This is a genomic window from Antarctobacter sp., assembly GCF_965277915.1.
Taxonomy (GTDB): Bacteria; Pseudomonadota; Alphaproteobacteria; order Rhodobacterales; family Rhodobacteraceae; genus Antarctobacter.
In genome coordinates, this window is sequence record NZ_OZ255849.1 from 1,902,748 (window position 1) to 1,923,799 (window position 21,052).

Below are 21,052 nucleotides of genomic sequence, written 5' to 3' on the forward strand. Positions count from 1 at the left end.
CACATGACGGAGGTCGCGGCAGAGCAGATTCAGGGGAAAGGCTACAGGAACGGTGCAGTCACCGCCCTGGCCCTGATCATGATTGCATTTCACCTTGCCGCGGCCTCGCCGTTCTGGCTGGCGCCGAACCTGGTATTGCGGGCCGCCCATGCCTTGATGGCGGTCATCGTGATACTGCTGCTGATGCCCGCTGCCCGACACAGGGCAGGGGTCATTGTCGATGTGATCCTCGGTGTGTTGGCAGTGGTTTCGCTTGGCTACGCGGTCCTGTTCGAACCGTCGATCGTGGTCCGGCCACCTTGGACACAAGAGGCCACGCCAGTAGAGTTGTTCGTCGCATTGGGCGCCTTGGTCGTTGTCCTCGAAGCGACGCGTCGCGCCCTTGGCATGGCCATTGTCTGGCTCTGCCTGATCTTCATTGCTTACGCCTTTGTCGGGCCAGAGTTGAGGTTCGTGAGCTGGCTGCGTCCGCTGGCGCATGGCGGCGTCGGGCTGAGCGAATTCGTCGACCAGATGTACTTCAGCTTCGAGGGCATCTTCGGCACGGCCCTTGGCGTGTCGGCGGAATACATCTTTCTTTTCGTGATGTTCGGTGCCGTTCTTCAAGTCGCGGGGGGCGGTGACTTTTTCATCACCATCACCCGGGCCATGACCGGACAGACCCGGGGCGGCCCGGCCAAGATCGCCGTGGTGGCCAGTGGCCTCATGGGCATGATGTCCGGCAGTTCCGTGGCCAACGTCGCCACGACGGGGTCTATGACGATCCCCATGATGCTCAAGCTGGGGTATCCACGTCGCTTCGCAGGCGCGGTCGAGGCCATCGCCTCGACTGGGGGTCAGATAACGCCGCCGATCATGGGGGCCGCTGCTTTCCTCATGGCTGCGATCCTGGGCATTCCCTATCTCGAAGTGGTTGCCGCCGCTCTCTTGCCTGCCGTGCTGTTCTACGTCGCCTTGTTGCTGGCCGTGCACCTGGCGTCTCTCAAGCTGGACCTGCAGCCGCTGGCCAAGGCAGAGGCAGGGTCGACCCGTCGCGTGCTGGCCTCTGGCTGGACCTTCCTGATCCCGGTCGTCCTGCTGGTCACCCTGATGCTGCAGGGGTACTCGCCGGGGTACAGCGCCTTTTTCGGGGTCTTGGCAGCGATCGCCGTTCCCTATTTGCGGCCCTCAACCTTTATCGGCTGGCGGCAGTTGGTCGCCGGTGTGCGACTGGGTGTCGAAGGTGCGGCCGTGGTCGCCGTCGCCTGCGCCTCGGCGGGGATCATTGTCGGGATCGTCCAGATCTCGGGACTTGGGTTCAAGTTCAGCTCGGTGGTCACCGGCTTTGCCGGCGGGTCGCTGGATGTGGCGCTGGTCCTGGCGATGATCGCGGCCTTCATCTTTGGCATGGGGATGCCGACGACCGCGGCCTACATCGTGCAGGCCACGCTGGTCGCGCCCGCCCTGACGAAACTGGGGGCCGATCCTCTGGCCGCGCATATGTTCGTCTTCTATTACGCCGTTCTTGGCCAGATCACGCCACCGCTGGCCGTGGCCGCCTATGCGGCGGCGCCGATTGCCGGCGAAAAGGCCAGCCGGGTGGGCTGGACCGCCTTCCTGATCGGCCTGCCGATCTACATCGTGCCGTTCATGTTTGTCTCGAACACCGTCCTCCTGACGCCTGAGGGGTCGTTGGACCTGCTCTACACCCTGGGCCGCTCGGTTCTGGCGGTCGGCGCCCTGTCGGCGGTCGTGATCGGCTGGCTGTTCGGCGCGCGGCTGTCACTGGTGGGACGGGCGGGGCTGGTCGGCACGGCGATCCTGATGGTGCACCCGGGCGGATGGACCTCGCTCACGGGGCTTGTTCTGCTGGCCGGTGTCTATGGCCTCCAGCGTCGCAGCCTGCATATGAAAGAAAGCGTTGCCCAATGAGTCAAGACCTCGTCCTGCCGGACCCAATCGGGACCGAGTACCAATATGTCATGGCGGCGCGGCACGGTCGCGTCATCCTGCTGGCCAGTCAGATCCCCAAGACCGACCCTCGGACAATCCATGCGTCAGGCCGGTGTGGAGAAGCGATCGACATGGAGACCGCCTGCGAGAGTGCGCGTCTTGCGGCAGGACAGGTTCTTGCCTGGCTGGCGCAGGAGCGTCTTCCCGACGAGGAGGTCGACCGCGTCCTACGCTTGCAGGTCTATGTTGCTGTCGGGGATGACGGTTTCGACATCTCCACCGTGGCCGATGCCGCATCCGAGAGGATCATTGCATCGCTGGGCCCCGCGGGGCGGCACCCGAGGACCGTGCTCGGCGTGAGCCGCCTGCCGCGAAACGCGCCGGTGATGCTGGAGGCGACAGTTGCTCTCAAATCTGCCGAGCCGAGCGCCTAATAGTCGATTTTCCAGTGGCAGCCGCCTGCACTTGATGGGTTGACGGGATCACGCGCCGAAAGCGCGCCTGCGAACTTCGACGACGGCCGCAATGGTACTGACGCTGACGTTTCGACCCTTCGTGCATGGGCGGCGTGATTTCGGGGTGTCTGGCGGCAGGCCGGTTTCCAGAGCCGGGCTACCTCCAGGGCCAACCGCGCCGCTTGGTCAAACCCGACACCCGTTTTCCGGCACAGCTGTTGTCCAGTCGCAGGACGCCTTCGCCTCGGTCGCACTATAGGAAAACAGGAGCCATACGTTGCACAATCGGCGGATTTCCGGATGGAAGGAAAGCACAGCCAGCGACGTGCCGTCACGGCCTGCGATCTCAACCGCATCAATGTCGAGCACGCCATGGAAGAAGCCGGGCCATGCTGCGTCGGCCGCGCAATCGATCGTGAAAACGCCTTCGCGGCAGGTGTCCGGCTTGATCGTCTCGACAGCTTCGCCGGCAAAGAAAATCACGTCGTGATGCCGGCTTGGGTTGGCGCCCGGCGCTTCGAACAGGACCTGGATGCGATTGACGAGGGGGCGGCGATTGCCGGTCAGGAACGGGAACATGCCGCGATCGAGACGCAGGCCAAGATATTCGCCGTCGCGGCTGGCCGGAATCCCGTGGCGCATCGGTGCCGGCATGGTGCGCCACAGGCCCGGCAGCTCACGCTTGGCGTCTATGAAACGCGTGCCCGATCCCGGCAGATGACGTTCTGCGCATGCCGCCGCCGCAGCCCGCAGCCGGTCACCGCCTTCATGTGCGGTGTACTGCATGTGGAGAACAAGATCGCTCAGGGTGTCAATGTCGAACCGGTTCGTTTCCGCTGGGAGTTCGATGCATAGCTTGCAGGCCGCGCCCTGGTACTCGAACGGCAGGTAACGCAGATCGTTGAGATCCAGGGTAAAAAGCCCGGCGTCGCTTTGTCCGGACGACGTGGCTATGGCCTCGGCGGCGCCGTAAAGGTGGACGATGCGCGGGTCGTCGGGCAGGGCTTCGTAGCCGGAGTTGCAGCCCGTGTCGTCGCAGCAGCGGTGGTCGGGGGCAAAGACTTCGGGGCTGACCCGGATACTCGACGCCAGTAGCGTTACCTTGCAATTGACGCCCTGATACGGCCCAACGATGCAGGGGAGGGTAACTGAAAGGCTGCGGATGCGGCGCAGGAAATGCCCGGGATTGTCGCAATCGAAAAGCCATTCGGGAAGCTCGATCACACAGCGACCGGTGGAGATCAGTTGCAGGAAGGCGGATGGAAAATGCTCCCGAAGGGAAATGTGCTTCATCAACTCGTAGGGGCGCCGGTCGCGATCCTCATAGGCTTTCTGCATGCGCGCCAAGGCAAGCGACAGGCGCTCGCCGTCCAGTAGTCGTTCATGCAGGGTGTCCGGCATGTCCATCGCGATGAAGCGGTCGGCAGACAGTTCACGCTCGAAATTGAAGGCGCGTTCCGCGTCCCATGCGCATTGAAGCGCGAGGTCGTGGCACTGGGCATAAAGTGCCGCGGTTTCCTTCTGAAGCCACAGGAACAGCTCGTGGCTCGTGAACTTGTCGCGCAGGTAATCCTCGACTTCGGCCGTGTTTGCCATGTTCTGGCGATGATTGTTCAGCTCGCGTAGCGCCGCGTCGCGACGGCGCTCGGCGGCCAGGATTTCCCGTTCGATCCGTGCGACGTCGATTTCGCTGAGAGCCCTGTTGTGTTCCCATTGGTCGGCGCGCCGCTCCCATCCGTCCTTGGTCAGACCCAGCGATGCGACGGTATTGACGATGTCGGCGGCCACGTTCACCACCGTTCCTGCGGAAGAGAAGATCATCGCCAGTTTCTTTCCCGGCGGCAGCGTCACGAAACTCATCAGTCCGACATTCGGATCGGGGATGAGGTTCATTGCCTGACCGATTGCCTCGACGACGTTCCCGGCTGAACGAAGACCTGTGGAGGTGCCGATCAAGGGTTCGTATTGCGCTTCGCCCGAAAGCAATCCGGCGGCCAGGAGGCCCTGGTAGAATGCCAGGTTGGTAATCGCGTGTTCCTTGGCCAGAACCAACGCCTGCCGGTTCCAATCCGCGTCGCGATACTGGTTCTTGCGAATGTCGAGAGTGAGATCGGCAACCTGGCGCTGGTGCTTGGTGTTCAGGGACGACAGGTATTCCGCGTCACCCTGCTGATAGGCCTGCAAGAGCTGGCGACCCATGGTGGCGCATTCGGACGCGGCGCGGCGGGCCCTTTCGACAAGAACGCTGAAGCGGTGCGGGCTGCGTCGGCGGCACCAGAAAGCGGCGTCAAGACAGGCATCGCCCGAAACCTGCCAGCATTCCCGGCGCGGGTCATCGCCGAAGAAGGGCTGTTCGTCGTTCGGCCGGCCGGACTTGTGGCGACGTGAATCCAGGCACGCGTGGATTTGACCTTCGATATCCGCGGCCCGATTGTACAGACACATCAACCGAGGATTGAGTGGCGCACAGGCAAGCGTCACATCCCGGATCGGAGCGGCCGGAATGTCGTCCGGCTCCGTCACCACGGTCTTGGGCAAGTCGCCAAGGATGCGGCGCGCGGTATCGGTCAGCGTCCGAGCCCTTTGATACGCCTCGGGCGCGTCTTTGCGGATGAGCGCCTGGGCCCAATCGAGCAGGATTTCTCCGTAGGTCATCATGATAAGCCGCCGTTCGGCACGCTGGTCCGATACGGGATCGCTTGCACAGCAACATTCGCCCGGATGGCTGGAGCGACGTGGCGGCAACACCGCCGGCACTGGAACAGGCGTATTCGGGGTGTCGTCGGGAGTATCATCCGGGATCGTCGGATCGGGATCGATCGGATCTGGCCGGTCGCATTCGGCCCAGGTATTGTCTCCTTGGAGTGGCGGGAACTCTTGCTCGAGCCACTTCAGCGCTTCCTCGTAGCGGCAGTGCGTGGACAGGTGCTGGGCTACCGCCAGAACCGTTGCGAAGGTGCGGTTGGGCAGGATCGGATCCCCGGGGCAGGTAAAGGCGAACCACGGGAAGGCGGGCAGGCCGCCCGGGATCGGGGGCACGTCGGTCTGGGTCAGTTCGGGGAGGGGGATCGCCTCGTCCGGAGCGAGATCGTACCGGAACCCCGGCGAGGGTGGCCCGGGAACTCCTACACGCTCGACCCCGCCGACCACGTCAAAAAAGAGCGAGTCGGCGATGCGTCCCCGGAAGGTCAGATCGGGTTGTCCCGCCGGAAGGTCCTGTTGCAACAGGACCCCTTCGCTTGATCGCCGAGGCGTTTGGAATTCGCCGTTGTGGACGCGGCACCAGTTGAGGCGCGCGATCTGGCGCGGCGCCCAGGCAAGGGCGGAGGGCAGGGCTTGCGGATCGTGCCAGACGGTATCGACAATCGGTGCTCCGGTGCCATCGACCGGCAGGCTGTCCCGATCGACATCGTCGCCGTCACCATCTGTGGCAGAGACCCATTCTGCGACTTGCTCGACGGGAAGGAACTCTTCTGAAACGTCTAACCAGAAATAGTATTCTTCCATGACGGGTGGATGGTTGCGGCCACAGTCTTTGCAACAGATCGTCGGGTCGGGTGTGGTACACTTCGGCGTGTAAGTGGCTGATGCATATGGCAGTCCGGCCGCGGCGATGCGCAGGAAGCGCGTGCCAAGGCGGACCGGGGCTTCGAACCACATGGGCAGGTCAGGCGTCCTTTCGGAACTGGCACCTTGGCCGCCCGCCGCGGCAGCGGCAGAGGTGTCGGAAAGAATGACGCCGTCATCTCTGCGAGAGGTGCCCGGAATGGGCGACAACCAATCAGGTCGGGCGTTACGATCGGGTGTTCCTTTCAGACCGATGCCCTGCCGCGGGGCTTCCAGCCGCTGCATGGTCGCCGGTTCGCGCTTTTGCAACAAGGTCAGCGCAGTTGCCGGAGGCACATCCGGCCCGGACCAGTGGACGCCACCACCGGGTATGGGCAGTGTCAGATCGTTCCGGCGCAATTCGCTTTTCAGGAACCGGAAGGCCTCGGACCCTTTGACGACCGCCTCTTCACTCCAGCCGATCCAGTTCTCACGATAGATCTCACGGCGCTTGCAGGCTTGCCAGGTGCGGAAATCGGCAAAGTGGCGGTCCCAGGCGGATGCAAAAGCGGGGCCGGGTGTAAAGCCTGCTTCCAGCCCCAGTCGCGCCCTGTCGACAAACTGCTGCACCGCGCTGATCGCCTCTTCCACGCGGGAAAGTTTCTGGCAAAGACCGGCGTCGACGTCCTGAAGAAACAGATCGGAGAGATCGCGCGCCCGCGTTGCAAAGCCACCCCAGGGAAGGGGCAGGCGGTTCATCGCCGTGAGATAGGCGACCAATGCGTCGCGACCACGTTCACGGAGGCCATCATTCAGCGTTTCGATTTCCTTGTAGCGGCGCGGATCGCCGTTTTCGATCAGGCCGTCACGATAGAATTGGGCTAGGTTGGACAGGCCGCCCATATCGACCGGGTGCGCGGCCCAGAGATGGGGCTTGGCGACGTCGATATCCGCTTCGAGGAAGTCGTCGCGCAGGCGGTCGATCCACTTGTCGGCGCGCCAGACACGGATGGCCCAGCGGTCGTCGATCAGATCGCCGCTGTCGATTTCGAAGGTCAGTCCCGCCGCGAATGGATCGAAATAGTCGAGGACAAGAGGAACTTGGCGAATGCCGACCCTGATATGGCGCAGCAATTGCGCCGGTTCGTCCACATGTGCTTCCGCCGCCTCGTGGAAGAGAAGGACCGGATGTGTTTCGTCGCCACCGGCGACATCGGCGCGCATGACACTGTAGTCGAACAATCGCTCCCACCAGTCGAAGAGCGCCGAACTGCGCTGGACGGTGGGTGCAGCGCGCTGGTCGTCAGCCGGGAGTGGCGGAAAGTAGTTGTCGAGCACCGGAAACAGGTTGAAGTCGAAATTGGCCCGGTGTGGCTGAAAACCGCCGCCCGGATCGAAATAGGACTGCCCGGCGAAGGCCTCGGGTTGTGACAGCATGTATCCCAACTCGGACTGTCCACTGTCGGCCACCGGGACGGCGCCCAGGGCAAACCGATCGGCAAAGAGCAGTGCCTTGAACGCGCGCTGGTAGGTCCGCCGCATCGAGCGCACGCTGACCACATGTCGCGCCGCAAGCACGCCGAAAACGCCCGGTTGGGTCGTTCCGGTATCGAGACCGGCATCCAGCCGCTCGCCGGTTCCGATGAAAAGCTTGTCATGCGGGATAACCTGCCAGTCGCCGCCAGAGTCCGGGCCGTCATATTTCAACTGAAAGCCGGTTTCCTGCGCGCAAATGTCTTCCGGACCGTCGAAGACAAGCGGTAACCGCTCGAACTCGATCTCGATTTCATAGAACCCGCGCTCCAGATAAATGGCCTTTGCACAATCCGGCGGCGCTTCTTCTTCCTCATGGCCGTGCGCAAGGAGGACCAGGGTTTTCTGACCCTGGCGCAGCATCACACGCCAGCGATGGAAGCGCTCTAGCGCCTCGAAATCGGGGAATTCGTTGCCCGGGCGTGGCGCGCCGGCACGGAAGCCGTATTTCCCGCCTTCCTCGATCAAGAGCAGGCCGCGCCATGTCAGCGCGAACGGTTCGGCGCCGCCGACCGGCGTGCCGTCCTCATTGCCCATCGCATAGCCGTTTCGGATCGAAACGTAATCCAGTTGTTCCTGTGTCAACGCCGTGTTCATGGCCGGCAGGACGGTCGGAATGGGACCGTTGGTGGCATTTTCGGCTGAGCCGAACGCTTCGATGCCGCCCCGGGTTTCGCGCCACCGGATCAAAGGGGTGTCGCCGCGATATTCCGCGATTAGCCCGGTGCCGACGACACCGTGAAGGGCGTGAAAGGCGCCCCCGTTCGGTCGTGGCGTCCACTGCACTCCGGGAACCGCGCCGCTATCGTTCTCCCATGGGCCTGTTGCCGCGTTTTCGTCGGCCCAGAGATGCCGGAGGACAAGCAGGGCTGTTTCCGCGCCGTCCTTCTTGCGATCACCCGTCACACGCGAAATATGCGCGGCCAGATGATCGGCCAGGGCCAGGCTGCGCTCGTGGAAGCGTGCGAACGTGTTCTGGAACCATGCCCAGCGATCTGCCGGGCTGGTGGTCTCTAGCAGCGAGAATTCTGCGTCAGTTTGGTTTTCAAAAAGAAAACCGAAGAACGCAAGAAGTGCGCGCGGCGCCATGTAGAGGGTGCTCACGACGGCTTGTTCCGCTGCGGTCAATTGCCGGATACGGGCCAGCTTGGCGATTACTTCTGCATCGACAAGCGGGACGCGCGTCTCCAGTTCCTGCGATCCGGCGAGGTATCGAAAGGGACCTTCCGGCGTGTTCCACATGGCCTCGGATGTGGACCCGGCCGGCAGGTTGGCGCGCCATACGCGGTCGGCGGGGGCAACCGTCAGGCCTTCAGCTTCTAGGATGTCCGGAAAGAAGTGCGTCCCCAAAGCTGTCCATTCCGGCGTCCCGTCGGGCATGCCATAGGTCTCGCGCAGGGTCTTGCCCATTCTCGCCCATGTCCAGGTCGAGGCCTCCTGCGGATCGATTGTCACATGGCGCAGGACGTCGCGCAGGGCAAAGAGCGTATTTTCGTCCTCGTTGTCGGGAAGGTCGAAGGGCAGGTCGCGGGCTTCGTTGCGGGTTTGGGCAGGAAAGGGGTCACCGCCTTGAAGCTGCGGGTCGGCCGTGAACAGGAACAGCAGATCCCCGACCTCGAATTTCGAGGCATAGATCTTGGCAAGGATCTCTGCCATGCGCAGGGTGTGACGAGGCGAGGCGTCCCATTCCCGCCCGGCGGTATCCGGGTCAAACCCGGCGAGTCTCGACACTGGGTCCATGTTGCTGCGCAGCAGCTTGATGAATTCCGGCGGGCGGCACGGGCAATGATAGGTGCCGATCGCATATTGCTGGATACGGTTCAGCAAGTGATCGAGCGCCCACTGCGCCTTGGTTGCACCGGGCGCCCAGAACGCAAGAAGATGAGTGCGGTTCGCGCCGACGGACCCCGCACCTGGCGGATCGTTTTTATCGACCAGGGCCAACCCAAAATCGTCGCGGAGCATTTGGAACGCAGCCAGTTGAGGGATGAACATCGCATTGGCGGTGTTTCCGTTGAAAAGCGTCAATACAGTCGCGATGTCGGCAAGTTCGGCGAACGAGTAGCGAGCGTTCGGCATCTGGTTCAGACGCCGCCATAGCCGGATGAAGACGATCAGGCGCTTCAATGGACCGAAGAGGCCGGGATCGGAGGGGAATTCCAACCGATATTCGTCCAGACAGCAGGGCTCGCACTCTGGCAGGTCGTCTTGCCGACGATGTCGGACAACAATATCGACGAATCCCGATTGAACGAGTTCCCGGAACTCGCAGTAGCTGAGGCAAGTGCGTTCGAGGAAGACCGAGAGGATGACGACCTCTTCCATCCAGGTATCGGGATCGACACCGGGGAGGCCGGGAAAACCGTAGTGTTCGGGAAGAGCGGCAGGCCCAAGCTGTCCCGGACTATACAGGACGTCGTATTCTTCCTGTGTGATGCACAGATAGTCGAGCGCCAGTGGCAGTGGCACGGGATAGCGCCAGAGGTGGTTCTGAAAATCAGCAGGCACCGACCCCGGTGCATGTACAAACGAGTGTATCTCACGCGAGAAGGCCCGCATCGTTGCATATCGGCTGGTGCCCAGGGCCTTGAGCGTGCTGCGAGTCACGTCCAACGGTTGGTTGTAGAGAAGGGTGCAGGCTGAAAAATCCTCTGCCAGCGTTTCCCAGGCGGCTTGTTCCGCGGTCGGAATGGCGGGCGTCGAATGCTCGGGCAGGGCACAGAACAGCGTTTGTGCCGCGTGCGGTGTCGCACCTGCGGGCGGATTGGGATGCGTGTCCAGCGTATGACCGCCGAGTGTGTCCCGCTGTGTGTCGCAGATCGTACCCGGCGGAGATCCGGTAACCACGACATGTTCCAGCGTTTCGTTGACCATGTCGATCTGAGGAAGCGGAATGCAGGCATTGGAATGGCTCGCCGCTAGCTGGCCTATCGGACCGCGCCGCCCCGAAAGCGCCGCGCCAAGTGTGTTCGCGCCATCCGTAGCCGCCAGCGGATCATCGCATGTTGCAGCTTCGGTAACCTGGAGCATTTCCTTGAGGTAGGCGACCGGACCGAGCGGCGAGACATGCTTGGGGGGTATGCAATTCGTCAATGCACCCCAGGGATTTACAGGTGCAAACGGACCGATCGGATCAAGCGGTTCGGCCCCCGCTGCAGTCGCGTTCGCCAGGATGGTCGAGGCATGCGCGTGTGCTACGGTTCCGATCAATGCAGTGGTCAAAGCGTCCAGGTCGAAACCCGCGAAGTGGTCAGGCGTCACGAAACCTCGCGCCCAAAGGGCCTCGGCCACGGAAAAACGAAGCTCTTCCGGAGCGATGCCCGCCGTAAGCGCAAGCACCGATTGCAGGCATTCCAGCCAGGCGATGAACTCTGTGCGACCGGCGGGATCATCGGGAAAGAGACTGTCGAGCAGGGCACCGTTCGCCGCGGGATCGAAATTTTCGATATCACCGCCGAGGTTGGACAGAATATCGTCCCAGTTTTCACCGAGAAGCGGCAGGGTCCCCGGTTGCGCCGGGGTCGGCGCGGAAAGGGCAAGTGCCGCGTCAAAGAACTTTCGGAGGTTGCGCAGAAACGTGCGTGTCTGTTCGGCAATTGAACCGGGGTGGGTAAATGGCGGCAGCAGCGACGGATCGCCTTGAAACAGGGCGAGCCACTGTTCGTCCGTGACGGCACGTAGCGCCGAAATCGTCGTGACGCCTCCATCCAGATCGTTGCGGATGGCAGCTACGAGGTTCGTGTGGTCGTGCGTGATCGCGCAGAGGACCATCAGGAAATGACCTCTCGTTCCGGCAGGATCCAGCGCCGACCAGAATGTCGAAATTTCTTCATCCTGCTCGGCCAGCCAGCCGGCGATCAAAGCCGTTACATCCGCTTCGTCCCCGGCGGGGCATTCCGGCAACCCGTTCTCTCGTGCGCCCCCCAAGGCTGATAGGCGCCGTGCGGCCTGGTGCAGGTTTGTGCCGGGATCGAGCGCGACAATGCCGTTGTGCACGGCTTCTTGCAGTGTCGAGATCGTTCCGGTTTCGTTGCCGAAGATCACCATGCGGAAGCGCTGCTCGACCGTGACCTGCAAGGGCAGCGTCGCGGTCAGGGCATAAATGTAGCCGGCGGGCACCACGAAGGGCGCCGTTCCGGTGAGCCCGGTGAGCTTGATACGCGTTGACGCTGTCTCCGCATCACCCGGTTCGGCCGGGATGGTCAGTGCCGCGCGGTCTCCTTCGGGACCTGTCAGGATGCTGTCGGCGATGGAAAGCGCCGCCGACATCGTGAAGACGAAATTGGCCAGACGCTCTGCCGTGGCATCGTTCCCGACCTGATAGGTCTTGAGATCGCCCTCGAACATGGCACGCGTGCGTTCGGGTCCATCCCCCTCGGCAAAAGGAAGGGTGTAGAGCTGGTTGAGGTGGGCATCCGGCACGGGCAGTGGGCGGGCGGCACGGTCCCAGACGATTTCGGAGGCGATGTGCCGGGCCTGGATCGGGCTCAGGTTGTCGATTGCGATGGTGTCGCCGGGGTCGTCGTCCATTACGTTCGTAACCGCGGCGAAAAGCTGATCGAAGTTTGGCGCGGTCCCGTCCTCGGGCACGTTCAGCGTGCCGCCGGTCTCCACTCCCGGGGCGGGCAGAAAGAGGTAAAGGCTGGCAGGGATAAGCTGAAAACCAAGCGGATCGCCGGGCAGATTTCCATTCGTCGTCGGGACGTTGAAATAGCGCCGCTTGTGGGTGATCGTCGCGCCGTTCCGCTCCATCGTGATCCTGAGGTCGACGGTTTCGTGCTCGGCGGCAGGCACACCGTCCGGCACTTCAATGACGGCGGTGCCGACCGCGAACATCGTGGGAACGGGGGCCAGTGGAAGACTGTCGGGATTGACACCGTCATGCTGGACAATGGTCGTGTTCGGGTCGTGCTCGAGAACGTCCGTATCGACGGGCGGGGTGGAAAGCGGCGTTGCCGGTGCGATGTATTCTGCCGTCCCCAGTTCCGACGCCGGGTTCTCGGCCGCGGGGTCGTCGAAAGAGGCGTCGAAGACCGTGATCTCGAGGTCTTCGAGGTAGTTGGTGAACGTCCCCGGCGTCACAGGCGTTTCGGAAAGAAGGCGAATTGCGATTATTCGGGGCATAGTGTCAATCCAATATGTCGTGCGCAATCAAATGATCCGGACCCAAAATTTGGAGTTGTATTGTCCAACTTGTCTCTTTGATATGGGCGCATTGTATCTGGTCTAGCCAAGGGGGTGGTTTTCACTTCGATCACTTCTCCTTTCGGTCTTTAGCGATTTGATTTTGGGAGAAAGTGATCCCAAGCGCGGCCATCATGATATTGAATTCGGCCCGCCACCCAGGTATCGTATAGGCGGTGATTACATTACCCGCCTTATCTGTCTGAACTCGAACTGCATTGGTTAGTCTGCCGCCATCTGCATGTCGGGTGCGTCCTATCGCTGTAGGCAGGTCCTGCTGGCGGACATAGCTAACGTCATCCCCGAGCGGCAGAGGGCGCGGTTCTGATTTTACAACAGATTTATTTGCAAGAACCTTTTCTGGAGGTGCCGTGAATTGAGATTGCTTATTGTTTCCGCCAGTGTGCCCCTTGCGTACATGATCCATTCCGTTCTGAACGGGCCTCTTCACACCGTCCTTCCCAGTCTTCTTTGGCATGAACCTTAGACCGGCTTTCGGCTTATTGCCTGGTTTCGGCGACGTCAGGCCTTTCGATTGGTTGATTCTGGTCCTCGCCACACCTCTGACCGGCCCTTTGGGTGGTAATTTGGGTCCCGTAGGACGACCAGCGCCCAGAAAGATCAAACCGACAGATGCGCCTGCGCCTAGCCCCTCCAAGATACCTTGAATTCCCTCCAATTTTCCTTCTGTGGTGTTCGAAGTTGCAAGCTTGCCAATGCCTTCGCCAATAGATGTTCCGCCGTATTCCAGTCCCAAGACTGCGTTGGGGCCTATGGCCAGGGTCTGACCACCAACCTCGCCAACTGTTTTCGTCAGGGTTGCCGCAAGAATTGTCGTGCCCTTCACAAAAGACGCAGTCCTTGAAAAACCGGCGTCGTCAATAGCCGCAGCCAAGTCGTTCCCTTTGTCAGAGACCCAATCTCCGGCTGCATCGGTGCCTTCGCTGATTGCGCCCGTAATGACCTGCGAACCCTCCACGGCATTTGACCAGACAGCACCGACCGCTTCCACGGGTTCAAATGAGACATCGTCTGAAAACGGATTGCAGAGTATGCACCACTCGGAATCCGTCCCGCCGGTGTCCACTCTGTTCCGTGGGTCGTTCCGGCAGTACCGATACAAATTCAATCCATCCACTATCCCCGCCGGATCGGCGCTGGTCCAACGCCCCAGCCAGGGCGCGTAGTACCTCAGCCCGTGCCTTTGCATCCCGGTTTCCGTGTCGCGCTCTTGGCCGGTATAGGCGCGGCGGGGGGCTTCGCGGTCGTTCGCCACCGACAGGAAAGTGCGTGCCCCGTAGGGCGAGAATTCCTGGATCGAGATCACTCGCGCGTTGTCATCGACCTCCAGCGCGACGCTGCCCTGGTGGTTCGCCAACTGAACGCGGATCTGCCGGAGCTCCTGTCCCGGTTCGTCGCCGGCAAGGCGTGTCTCGACTTCGGCAAAGCGCGCCGAACCATCGCTTACATGCAGGGTTTCGCGTACCAGCGGGTGTGTCCCGTAACGGCGGAAGATCTCGACACCGCCGGGCAGGTAAAGCCGCTCGTGTCTGCGGCGCCCCTCGGCATCGACGGTGACCTTGCGGATGCGCACGCCGGAGCCGTCATAGACATACCATGTCCGGTCGCCATTCAAGGTGCGTTCGGTCATCCTCAGCATGTCGGCATGGTCCCACTCCATTGCCGCCAGGTGCGGCAGGCCCAGCATGTTGCCATGTGCGTCGTAGCCGCCGATGCGCTCGGCCGTGTCCGCCGACAGATGTGTCGCGGTGAGGCGGTTGGAGGGAAACTCGGGATCGAGCTGCCCGGATTCGTCATAATCGTAGCGCCGGGTCCAGCTCGCCTCGGGCCGCGCCGGAACGCGGCGCCGCATCTGCAGGATATTGCCCGCTGCGTTGTATGTGTAGGTCTCGACATAGCGGGCCAGCGCCAGCCCGTCATTCGGGTGTGGCAGGGGCCGTCCCGGCGCGTCGGGTCCCGCACCGGCCTCTCCGCCGGTCTGGCCCAGATGCAAACGCCCGCTGGCGCGGACAAGTTGCCCCTTGGCGTCATGTTCGAAACTCTGATCGGCCCCGACGACGGTCCCGTCGAAAAAGCCCGTCCGTGCCGCGGCATCGACGATGTGCGAGAGGTGACCGACGGCGTCGTGCGTGTAGCGCATATCCTGCAGGACGCCGTCGGCGCGTTCGGATGTAAGCCGCACCAGCCGAAAGGTTTCCGGGTCGTACTCGTAGCGGCGGCGCACACCGTTGGCGTGGAGGACTGCGGTTCTCGCGCCACGCGCATCGTAGGTGATATCGCTCACCCCGACTGCGGAGGGCGGATCTCTGTCCGGATCGAGGGGCTCTTCGGGTTTGTCGTGCCGATCGTGCCAGACGTGGATGGCGCGGACTTGTCCCAGTTGGTCAAAGCGCGGTTGGATCACATGATGAGGGCCACGACCTTCGGCATGTGGAGGGATGCTCAATATCGGTCGTGCGAGCGCGTCGAAGACGGCCTCGGTGACAAAGCGCGTGGGCTCCAGAGGGACGTCGCCTGACCAGTCCAGGAGGGTATCGAACGACTGCGCGATGCGTCTGACAGAACGCATCAGATTACCGTTGAAATCGAAGCGGTCCGCCGCGGTCACGCCGGACTGGTCGCGGGTCTCCACGACCTGCCCTCGGAGGTTCCGCGCTTCGGCATCGGCGATTTTCTCGCCGTGTGTCGTGGCGGCGATCTGCACCTCGGGTTCGCCACCTTTCGACATCCAGATCGCGACCGGACGACGCAACTGATCGAACTCGGTGCGCATTCGTCGGCCCATGTCGTCCCAGGTCAGGACCGGTTGGGCGGATGCATCGACGAGCACCCAGCGTCTGCCTGCCTCGTTCGATGCCTGTGCGATCTGCTGCCCGGCCATGTCGTAGGCATAGGTCATGGCGCGGCGCCCGAGGGTGTCACTGACGGTCAGCGGATGACCGGCAATATCCAGGGTTGCCGATGACCTTTCCTGCGTTTCGGTGACGATACCGTTCTCGTCACGCACCCGGTTGAGGGTCTGGCTGACAATGACCCGGCCCAGACTGTCGGTATGAGATATGACCGCCGTGCCGGAACAAATTTCCGAGCGGCGCGCCGCCTCCTCTGCCTCCGGTCCCTTGGCGCCATCGATGCGTGCGCCATACCATGTTGGCAGGTAGTCGGCGGGTGGCAATCGTTCGATGAACGGGCCGATATCGTTGTCTCGGGACGGGTCGGAGGTAAGGATGTTATCCCCTGCGTCCCATGCCTCCGCGCGCCAGGGTGTGGTGCGCACTTTGGTGAAAGTATGGTCGGGAAGGATCGTTGCGACCGCCCGCCCGAGAGGATCATACAGCATGATCGGACTGACGCCGTTGCGCGCGTCGAACTGATACTCGTGCGTGTCGGCAAAAAACGGTTCGAACTTGCGGACCGGAAAGCCCTTGTTGTTCTGCACGACCCAGCCGGAGCAGGTCCAGCGCCGGGTTTCCGTATTGTCACGAAGTGACTTGGTCTGGATCGCAGTCCCGAGGCCATCGAAGTGAACAAGCGTGGTTGTGATCCGACCGGGATCGGCGCCGTGATGTTCCCGGGCCAGCAAAAGCGCCGCTGACGGACGCGGAGCATCGCCGCCGGGAACCGGCCGCGGGTCGACGATCGAGCGCGTTGTCGCCGTGCCCAGCAACTCGGTCGCCATTGGGCCGTCCGGGGCATCGAACAGTGCCGAAAACTCGGCCTCCGTGAGATCAAGCTTGAGCGTTGTGTCCAGACGCTCACCCTCGTTATCCTCGGGTTTGCCGCCCGTTGCCGCCGCGACGGGCGAACCAAGCGCGTCGAATGCCACCATCGAGACATTCCGGTTCTCATCGGAAAGGATGCCGGGTTGCAGGACACGATAGTCATGACCGCGTTCCATAATCGTGCCATCGGGCGCCCGTATGCCCACGGTTGCGCGGTTCCCAAGGGCGTCCTCGGCTTCTTCCGGCAAGAGATCGTAGCGGCAATAGCGCAAATGGCTTTCGGTCTCATGCGTCGCGCTGTGATGTGCGTCGCGGAGCCTGTGCGGCAGGAAGAAATGGCGTTCCGCGTAGGCCAATTCCTCCGCCGGGGGCTTGATCCCCTTCGGTGCGAGGAACATGCGGCCAGATGGCGTCCACCAGCCATCCTCCGGATCGCCGGGTAAACGTGTCAGCCTGATCAAGTCCGTCGCGTCACCAATCGACGAGGCATCGATCCGTTTGCCATAGGCGGCCCGGGCGATGCTGTCGGTTGTCGTGAGGTCAAAGGCTTCGTGGACCAGGCCGCGCGTGCCTTGCACGCCGACAGGAAGCGGACCGTCCAGATCGTCGCGCCGGAACAGGGTCCGCTGGCGCGAAAGAAGGCGGCGCGTGCGTCCCTCCGCCGGAGCCATGTCAAAAGAAACATCGGCATCGCGGATGATTTCGAACCTGTCACCCGATCCTCGCCGCACGAAGTCGCTGGGCCGGAAGAAGCCCAAATCGCCGCTTGGCCGGTATCCTGTCAATTCGTAGGTCGTTGATTGCCACGTCGTCGGTAGGCGCCGCGTGTCGCTATCATCAATCTCGTTCGTTACGTCGATCTCGTTCAGGACGATTTTTGTTTCGGCCTGTGCAAGGCGCACATCCTGAGGCGAGGCCGGATCGGTGAAACGCCTTGGGTAACCGATCTGGACCGATTTCAGTGCCGTCCCGAAACGGTCGTGTTCCAGCGCGATGGAATGTGAAATCCGGGGGTCGAGCCGGGCGATCGCCCCGGGCCGGTCTGCATCCACAAGACGGTGGTCTTGGACATGGACGACCTGGCGATCATAGGCAAACGCAAGGGATTCTACGTCGAATACCAGGAATACGGCGCTAGGGTTCCTGCCCATCGGTTGCAGGCGCCGGACCTCCTGTCGGCGTTCGGCTACGGAGTAGGGCAGGGGTTCCCTGTCCGAGTCATCGAGTGCATAGACCTCCTCTCGCAGCACTGCTCCCCGCAGGGCGCGGCTGGCTTGCCGGGCCTCGTCATCGGTCAGATCGTCCGGAAGCGTGCCATCGGGCAGAAGTTGCGCCCTGATCTCTGTTTCGGTCAGCCCCGGTTCCCGGAAGTACGCGCCCCGGTCTCGACCGAACCGTCCGGCGAAATAGGCAGATAGCGGCCCGGCCTCCAGATGCGCGCCGGTGTGATGCCAACGCCGCGTCAGTACCGGCGGTGAGTGCGAGGAAGCATCGATATTGGCCGCAGGCAATTCACTGTCGGATGTGAGGGCGCCAAGGCTTTCGGTATCGATCTGGTCGACCTGGGCGAAACCGCCGAACTCTCGTTCGTGTCCGTCGAAGTGGCCGTCGTGATAGGTGAAGCGCGTGCTAAACCGAGTGCGTGCCACGCGGTCGGTGACGGTCGAGCGGACCACGACATGAACCGGAAAGGGCAACTGCGTCTGCCAGGGGCGTCCATTGGCGCGATCTTCAAGGAAGAACCGTGTCGAAGGGGCGTACTCGACTTGGGTTTCTAGGCCGCGGTTGTTGCGAGAGGCGACCATCAGGTGCGGCTTGCCCGCGGCCATCAGGTCGATGTAGCGGATCGGGCCAAGTGCACCGCCTGTCAACGGGCTGGACCAGACAAGCGACGCGGTCCCCTTGCCCAGAACATCCGTCAGAGTAACGATAGCGGTCCGGTCGATCGGAAGGTCTTCGATGACCGCGGGCTTGCTGAGGCTGTTGCCCAACAGATTGAAATGGATGCGGACGGCGTCTGGCGATAGATAGAGGATATCCGTCGTGCCCGACCCATCGATATCGCCCAACAGAACGCGGCGGCTTTCGAAACGGTCCGGGCGATCGAACCAGGGTGTATTGGCAAGACGGATCTTCCGCCCGAACCGCCCGTAGCCAAGGTTCGGCCAGTAGACCACATCACCGTTTCGGATCCGCACAAGGTCCGAAAGCCCGTCGCCCGACATGTCGGCCAGGTGAAAACTTGCTTCGCCATCATTGAACACGAGGCGCGGGCCATCATTATCGTCGTACGGCTGGTGCGTTCGTCGCGCGTCGGCGTAACCCCTTTCGCCTTCTGACGCGTACCAGACAAAGGCATCGTCCTCCGTAATCAGTATGTCGGCCAAACCGTCGCCGGTCAGGTCGATGAAACGCAAGTTGGGGTCGTTGAAATCGATGTTCGGTATCCGGGCAAAAGGCCGGAAAGGCGCCCAGTTTTCCGTCTTCGTCCGCTCGTAGAAGCCGCGAACCGGGCCGTCCATCACAGCGACATCGAGTTGGCCGTCGCCCGAAAAGTCGACAAATGATGTCCGCGCCCTGCCGCCCTGGGCAAGTAAGGGCGCTGGCGAGACCTGTTTCACGGGCCCGAAATCGCCATCGCCCAAATTGGGTTTGAAGTACCAGATGCCACCAGAGCGGCTGAGGATGCCCGGCAGACCGTCGCCGTTCAGATCGAGCCACTGGTAATTTGTTCCCTCCACACCGCGTGGCAGGTTCTCCATTGCTCCGGGCGAAAGCCGTTCCACGGTCTTGGAGACAATCGCGCGTGAGTAGTCGAACTCCATTGGAGGGACTGCTCGTCTGAGGTACGTCGAGCCTGTGCTGCGCACGAAACCGTGCCGCGTGACCGAACGCAGGAAACTGCCATATCGCGAACTGCCCTGATGGGCGCGCGCTGCGGCACCGGTTTCGTCGGCATGCTCAAGGTCTGCGAAGTCGAATTCGGTCGAGGAAACAAGGCAAGGCGTTTCGCCCAATTCCTCGAAGTGGTGAAACATCAGTACGCGATGACAGCGTCGACGGGTCCGGATTTCAAAGCCCGATCGATAGGTGGAGTATGGATCCGGCCGGGCCGGCCATGGCTTTCGTGCCGCCCATGAAGCGTCGGCGTAGCGATGCTGTTCTTCTGCGGGACGGTCCGGGTCCGGGGGCAGGTCACGCAGGTGGTCTTCTCCATAGTCGAAGATGGCGCTGAAGAGCCAATCCCTCCGAGCGGAATCGGGATCGACGAGATTGGATACCCGGTTGCCCCACTGAATTGTCTTCAGGTATCGGCCCGCGCTGACACTCCGCCCGTTTTCGCCGGGTGCCTCGGTATCGACTCCGTTGTCGTCTTCGGGAACATAGGAATAGACGATGAGGTTGCCCTTGTCGTCGTAGCTTTCGGCGATCAACCATTCGAACGTGCGCCTGGGATCGGCGGGGTCGCTGATCCGGCTGGAGCTATCGACACCGAAGAGCGAGGTGACGTTGTTGCCGGTGATCGTGCGCCAATGCATCTCTCCGGTACCGCGGTGGATCCATGCCTCAATACGTGCAAAAGCGGCTTCGATGCGGGGGCGAAAGCGGACGACGTGATACGCGCCACGCATTGCATCGGCATCGTCCACCGGTACCAGATCTTCCGCGCCCGCCAGCACGAACACATCGTCGGTATTGTACTTGGGCAAGCCCCGGGACGTCTTCCGCCGGATCGATCCAGACGAGAGCGACCATCCGAAACCAAGAATGCCGTTGCCGGTCGAGGTCGAATAGGACGCGGACAGGTTCGGCCCGAAACCGCCGCGCCCCGGCGTGAGATCAAGCGGAATGGAGAGCGATCCCGCTCCCGTGGCCGGATTGGTAGAGAAAGCTTCGCCTAGCGGGCGAATGGCACCGCCACCTTTCGGCAATTCTATACCTGGCAGCTGAAGGCCTGAATTGCCCTGAGCCTGAGACCGATTACTGTTTTCTTCGCCGAAGGGACTGGACGGTACGCTGCCAAACTCTGGCGCGTCATCCATAATTCAATTTCCCATCAAGAGCTTTTCTAGAACAAACGACACATACGGTATCACCTCTCATACAATCATAGCACGAAATTTCGATTCGAGGCACCCTTCGCCAAATGCTGTTCTCCAGCATCCGAATGGGCCACGAAGGGATAGGAGTGCGCCAACGCGACTTGCCGGGCTGTGCGGCAGAGGGCCTGACCAGCAGAGACTCCCTGCTTGGGCAGTGACGCGTTGTAGCTGGACCGGTTTGTAGTTCAGTCGCGGGCGGCTTGTTTATGTAAGTCGTGAAGCGGCTTGGGTTCGCGTGGCGAGTCTTTTGTCGCCAGAGATGTGTTACACCGCCATACTGATCGACGCGTTGCCTGCGATCACAACCCGGTTCTGAAGAGCTTTGCTAAACGGTTTCGTATCGCCGGAGAAACGCACAAGGTGGTCATCACAGATGATCGCACGCAATCGCTACACGCATAACTGAGCAACCTTGGCTCCTAACATCTGCTTGAGAAATGCCGGTGCTAGTCGGATGGCCGACACAAAAACTCGTCCAGTGCGTCAATGGCCGCTTGGACCCCGAGCTCGCTGGCGTCGGGCCCCAGAACTTGGGCCAATGCCTGGCGTGTTTTCC

4 protein-coding genes are annotated in these 21,052 nt (G+C 62.0%); 2 read left to right on the forward strand and 2 right to left on the reverse strand.

The features are described from left to right. The first annotated feature begins 3 nt into the window (after nt 1–3). On the forward strand, nt 4–1,911 hold the full coding sequence (locus ACQY5B_RS10205) for a TRAP transporter permease (RefSeq protein ID WP_420325358.1): 1,908 nt from the start codon (nt 4–6) through the stop codon (nt 1,909–1,911). Further along, a complete protein-coding gene (locus ACQY5B_RS10210; RefSeq protein WP_420325357.1) occupies nt 1,908–2,366 on the forward strand; it encodes a RidA family protein in 459 nt (152 codons plus the stop codon). Before ACQY5B_RS10205 ends, ACQY5B_RS10210 begins: the two co-directional genes overlap by 4 nt. Nucleotides 2,367–2,573: 207 nt before the next feature. On the opposite strand, the gene ACQY5B_RS10215 is transcribed toward ACQY5B_RS10210, so the two are convergent. Beyond that, nucleotides 2,574–12,590, reverse strand: a complete 10,017-nt coding sequence (locus ACQY5B_RS10215) for a Tc toxin subunit A-related protein (protein ID WP_420325356.1) — start codon at nt 12,588–12,590, stop codon at nt 2,574–2,576. A 130-nt stretch (nt 12,591–12,720) separates the two neighbouring features. Next, nucleotides 12,721–20,436: a SpvB/TcaC N-terminal domain-containing protein gene (locus ACQY5B_RS10220; protein WP_420325355.1), complete on the reverse strand. Its 7,716-nt coding sequence runs from the start codon at nt 20,434–20,436 to the stop codon at nt 12,721–12,723. Nucleotides 20,437–21,052: the final 616 nt, after the last annotated feature.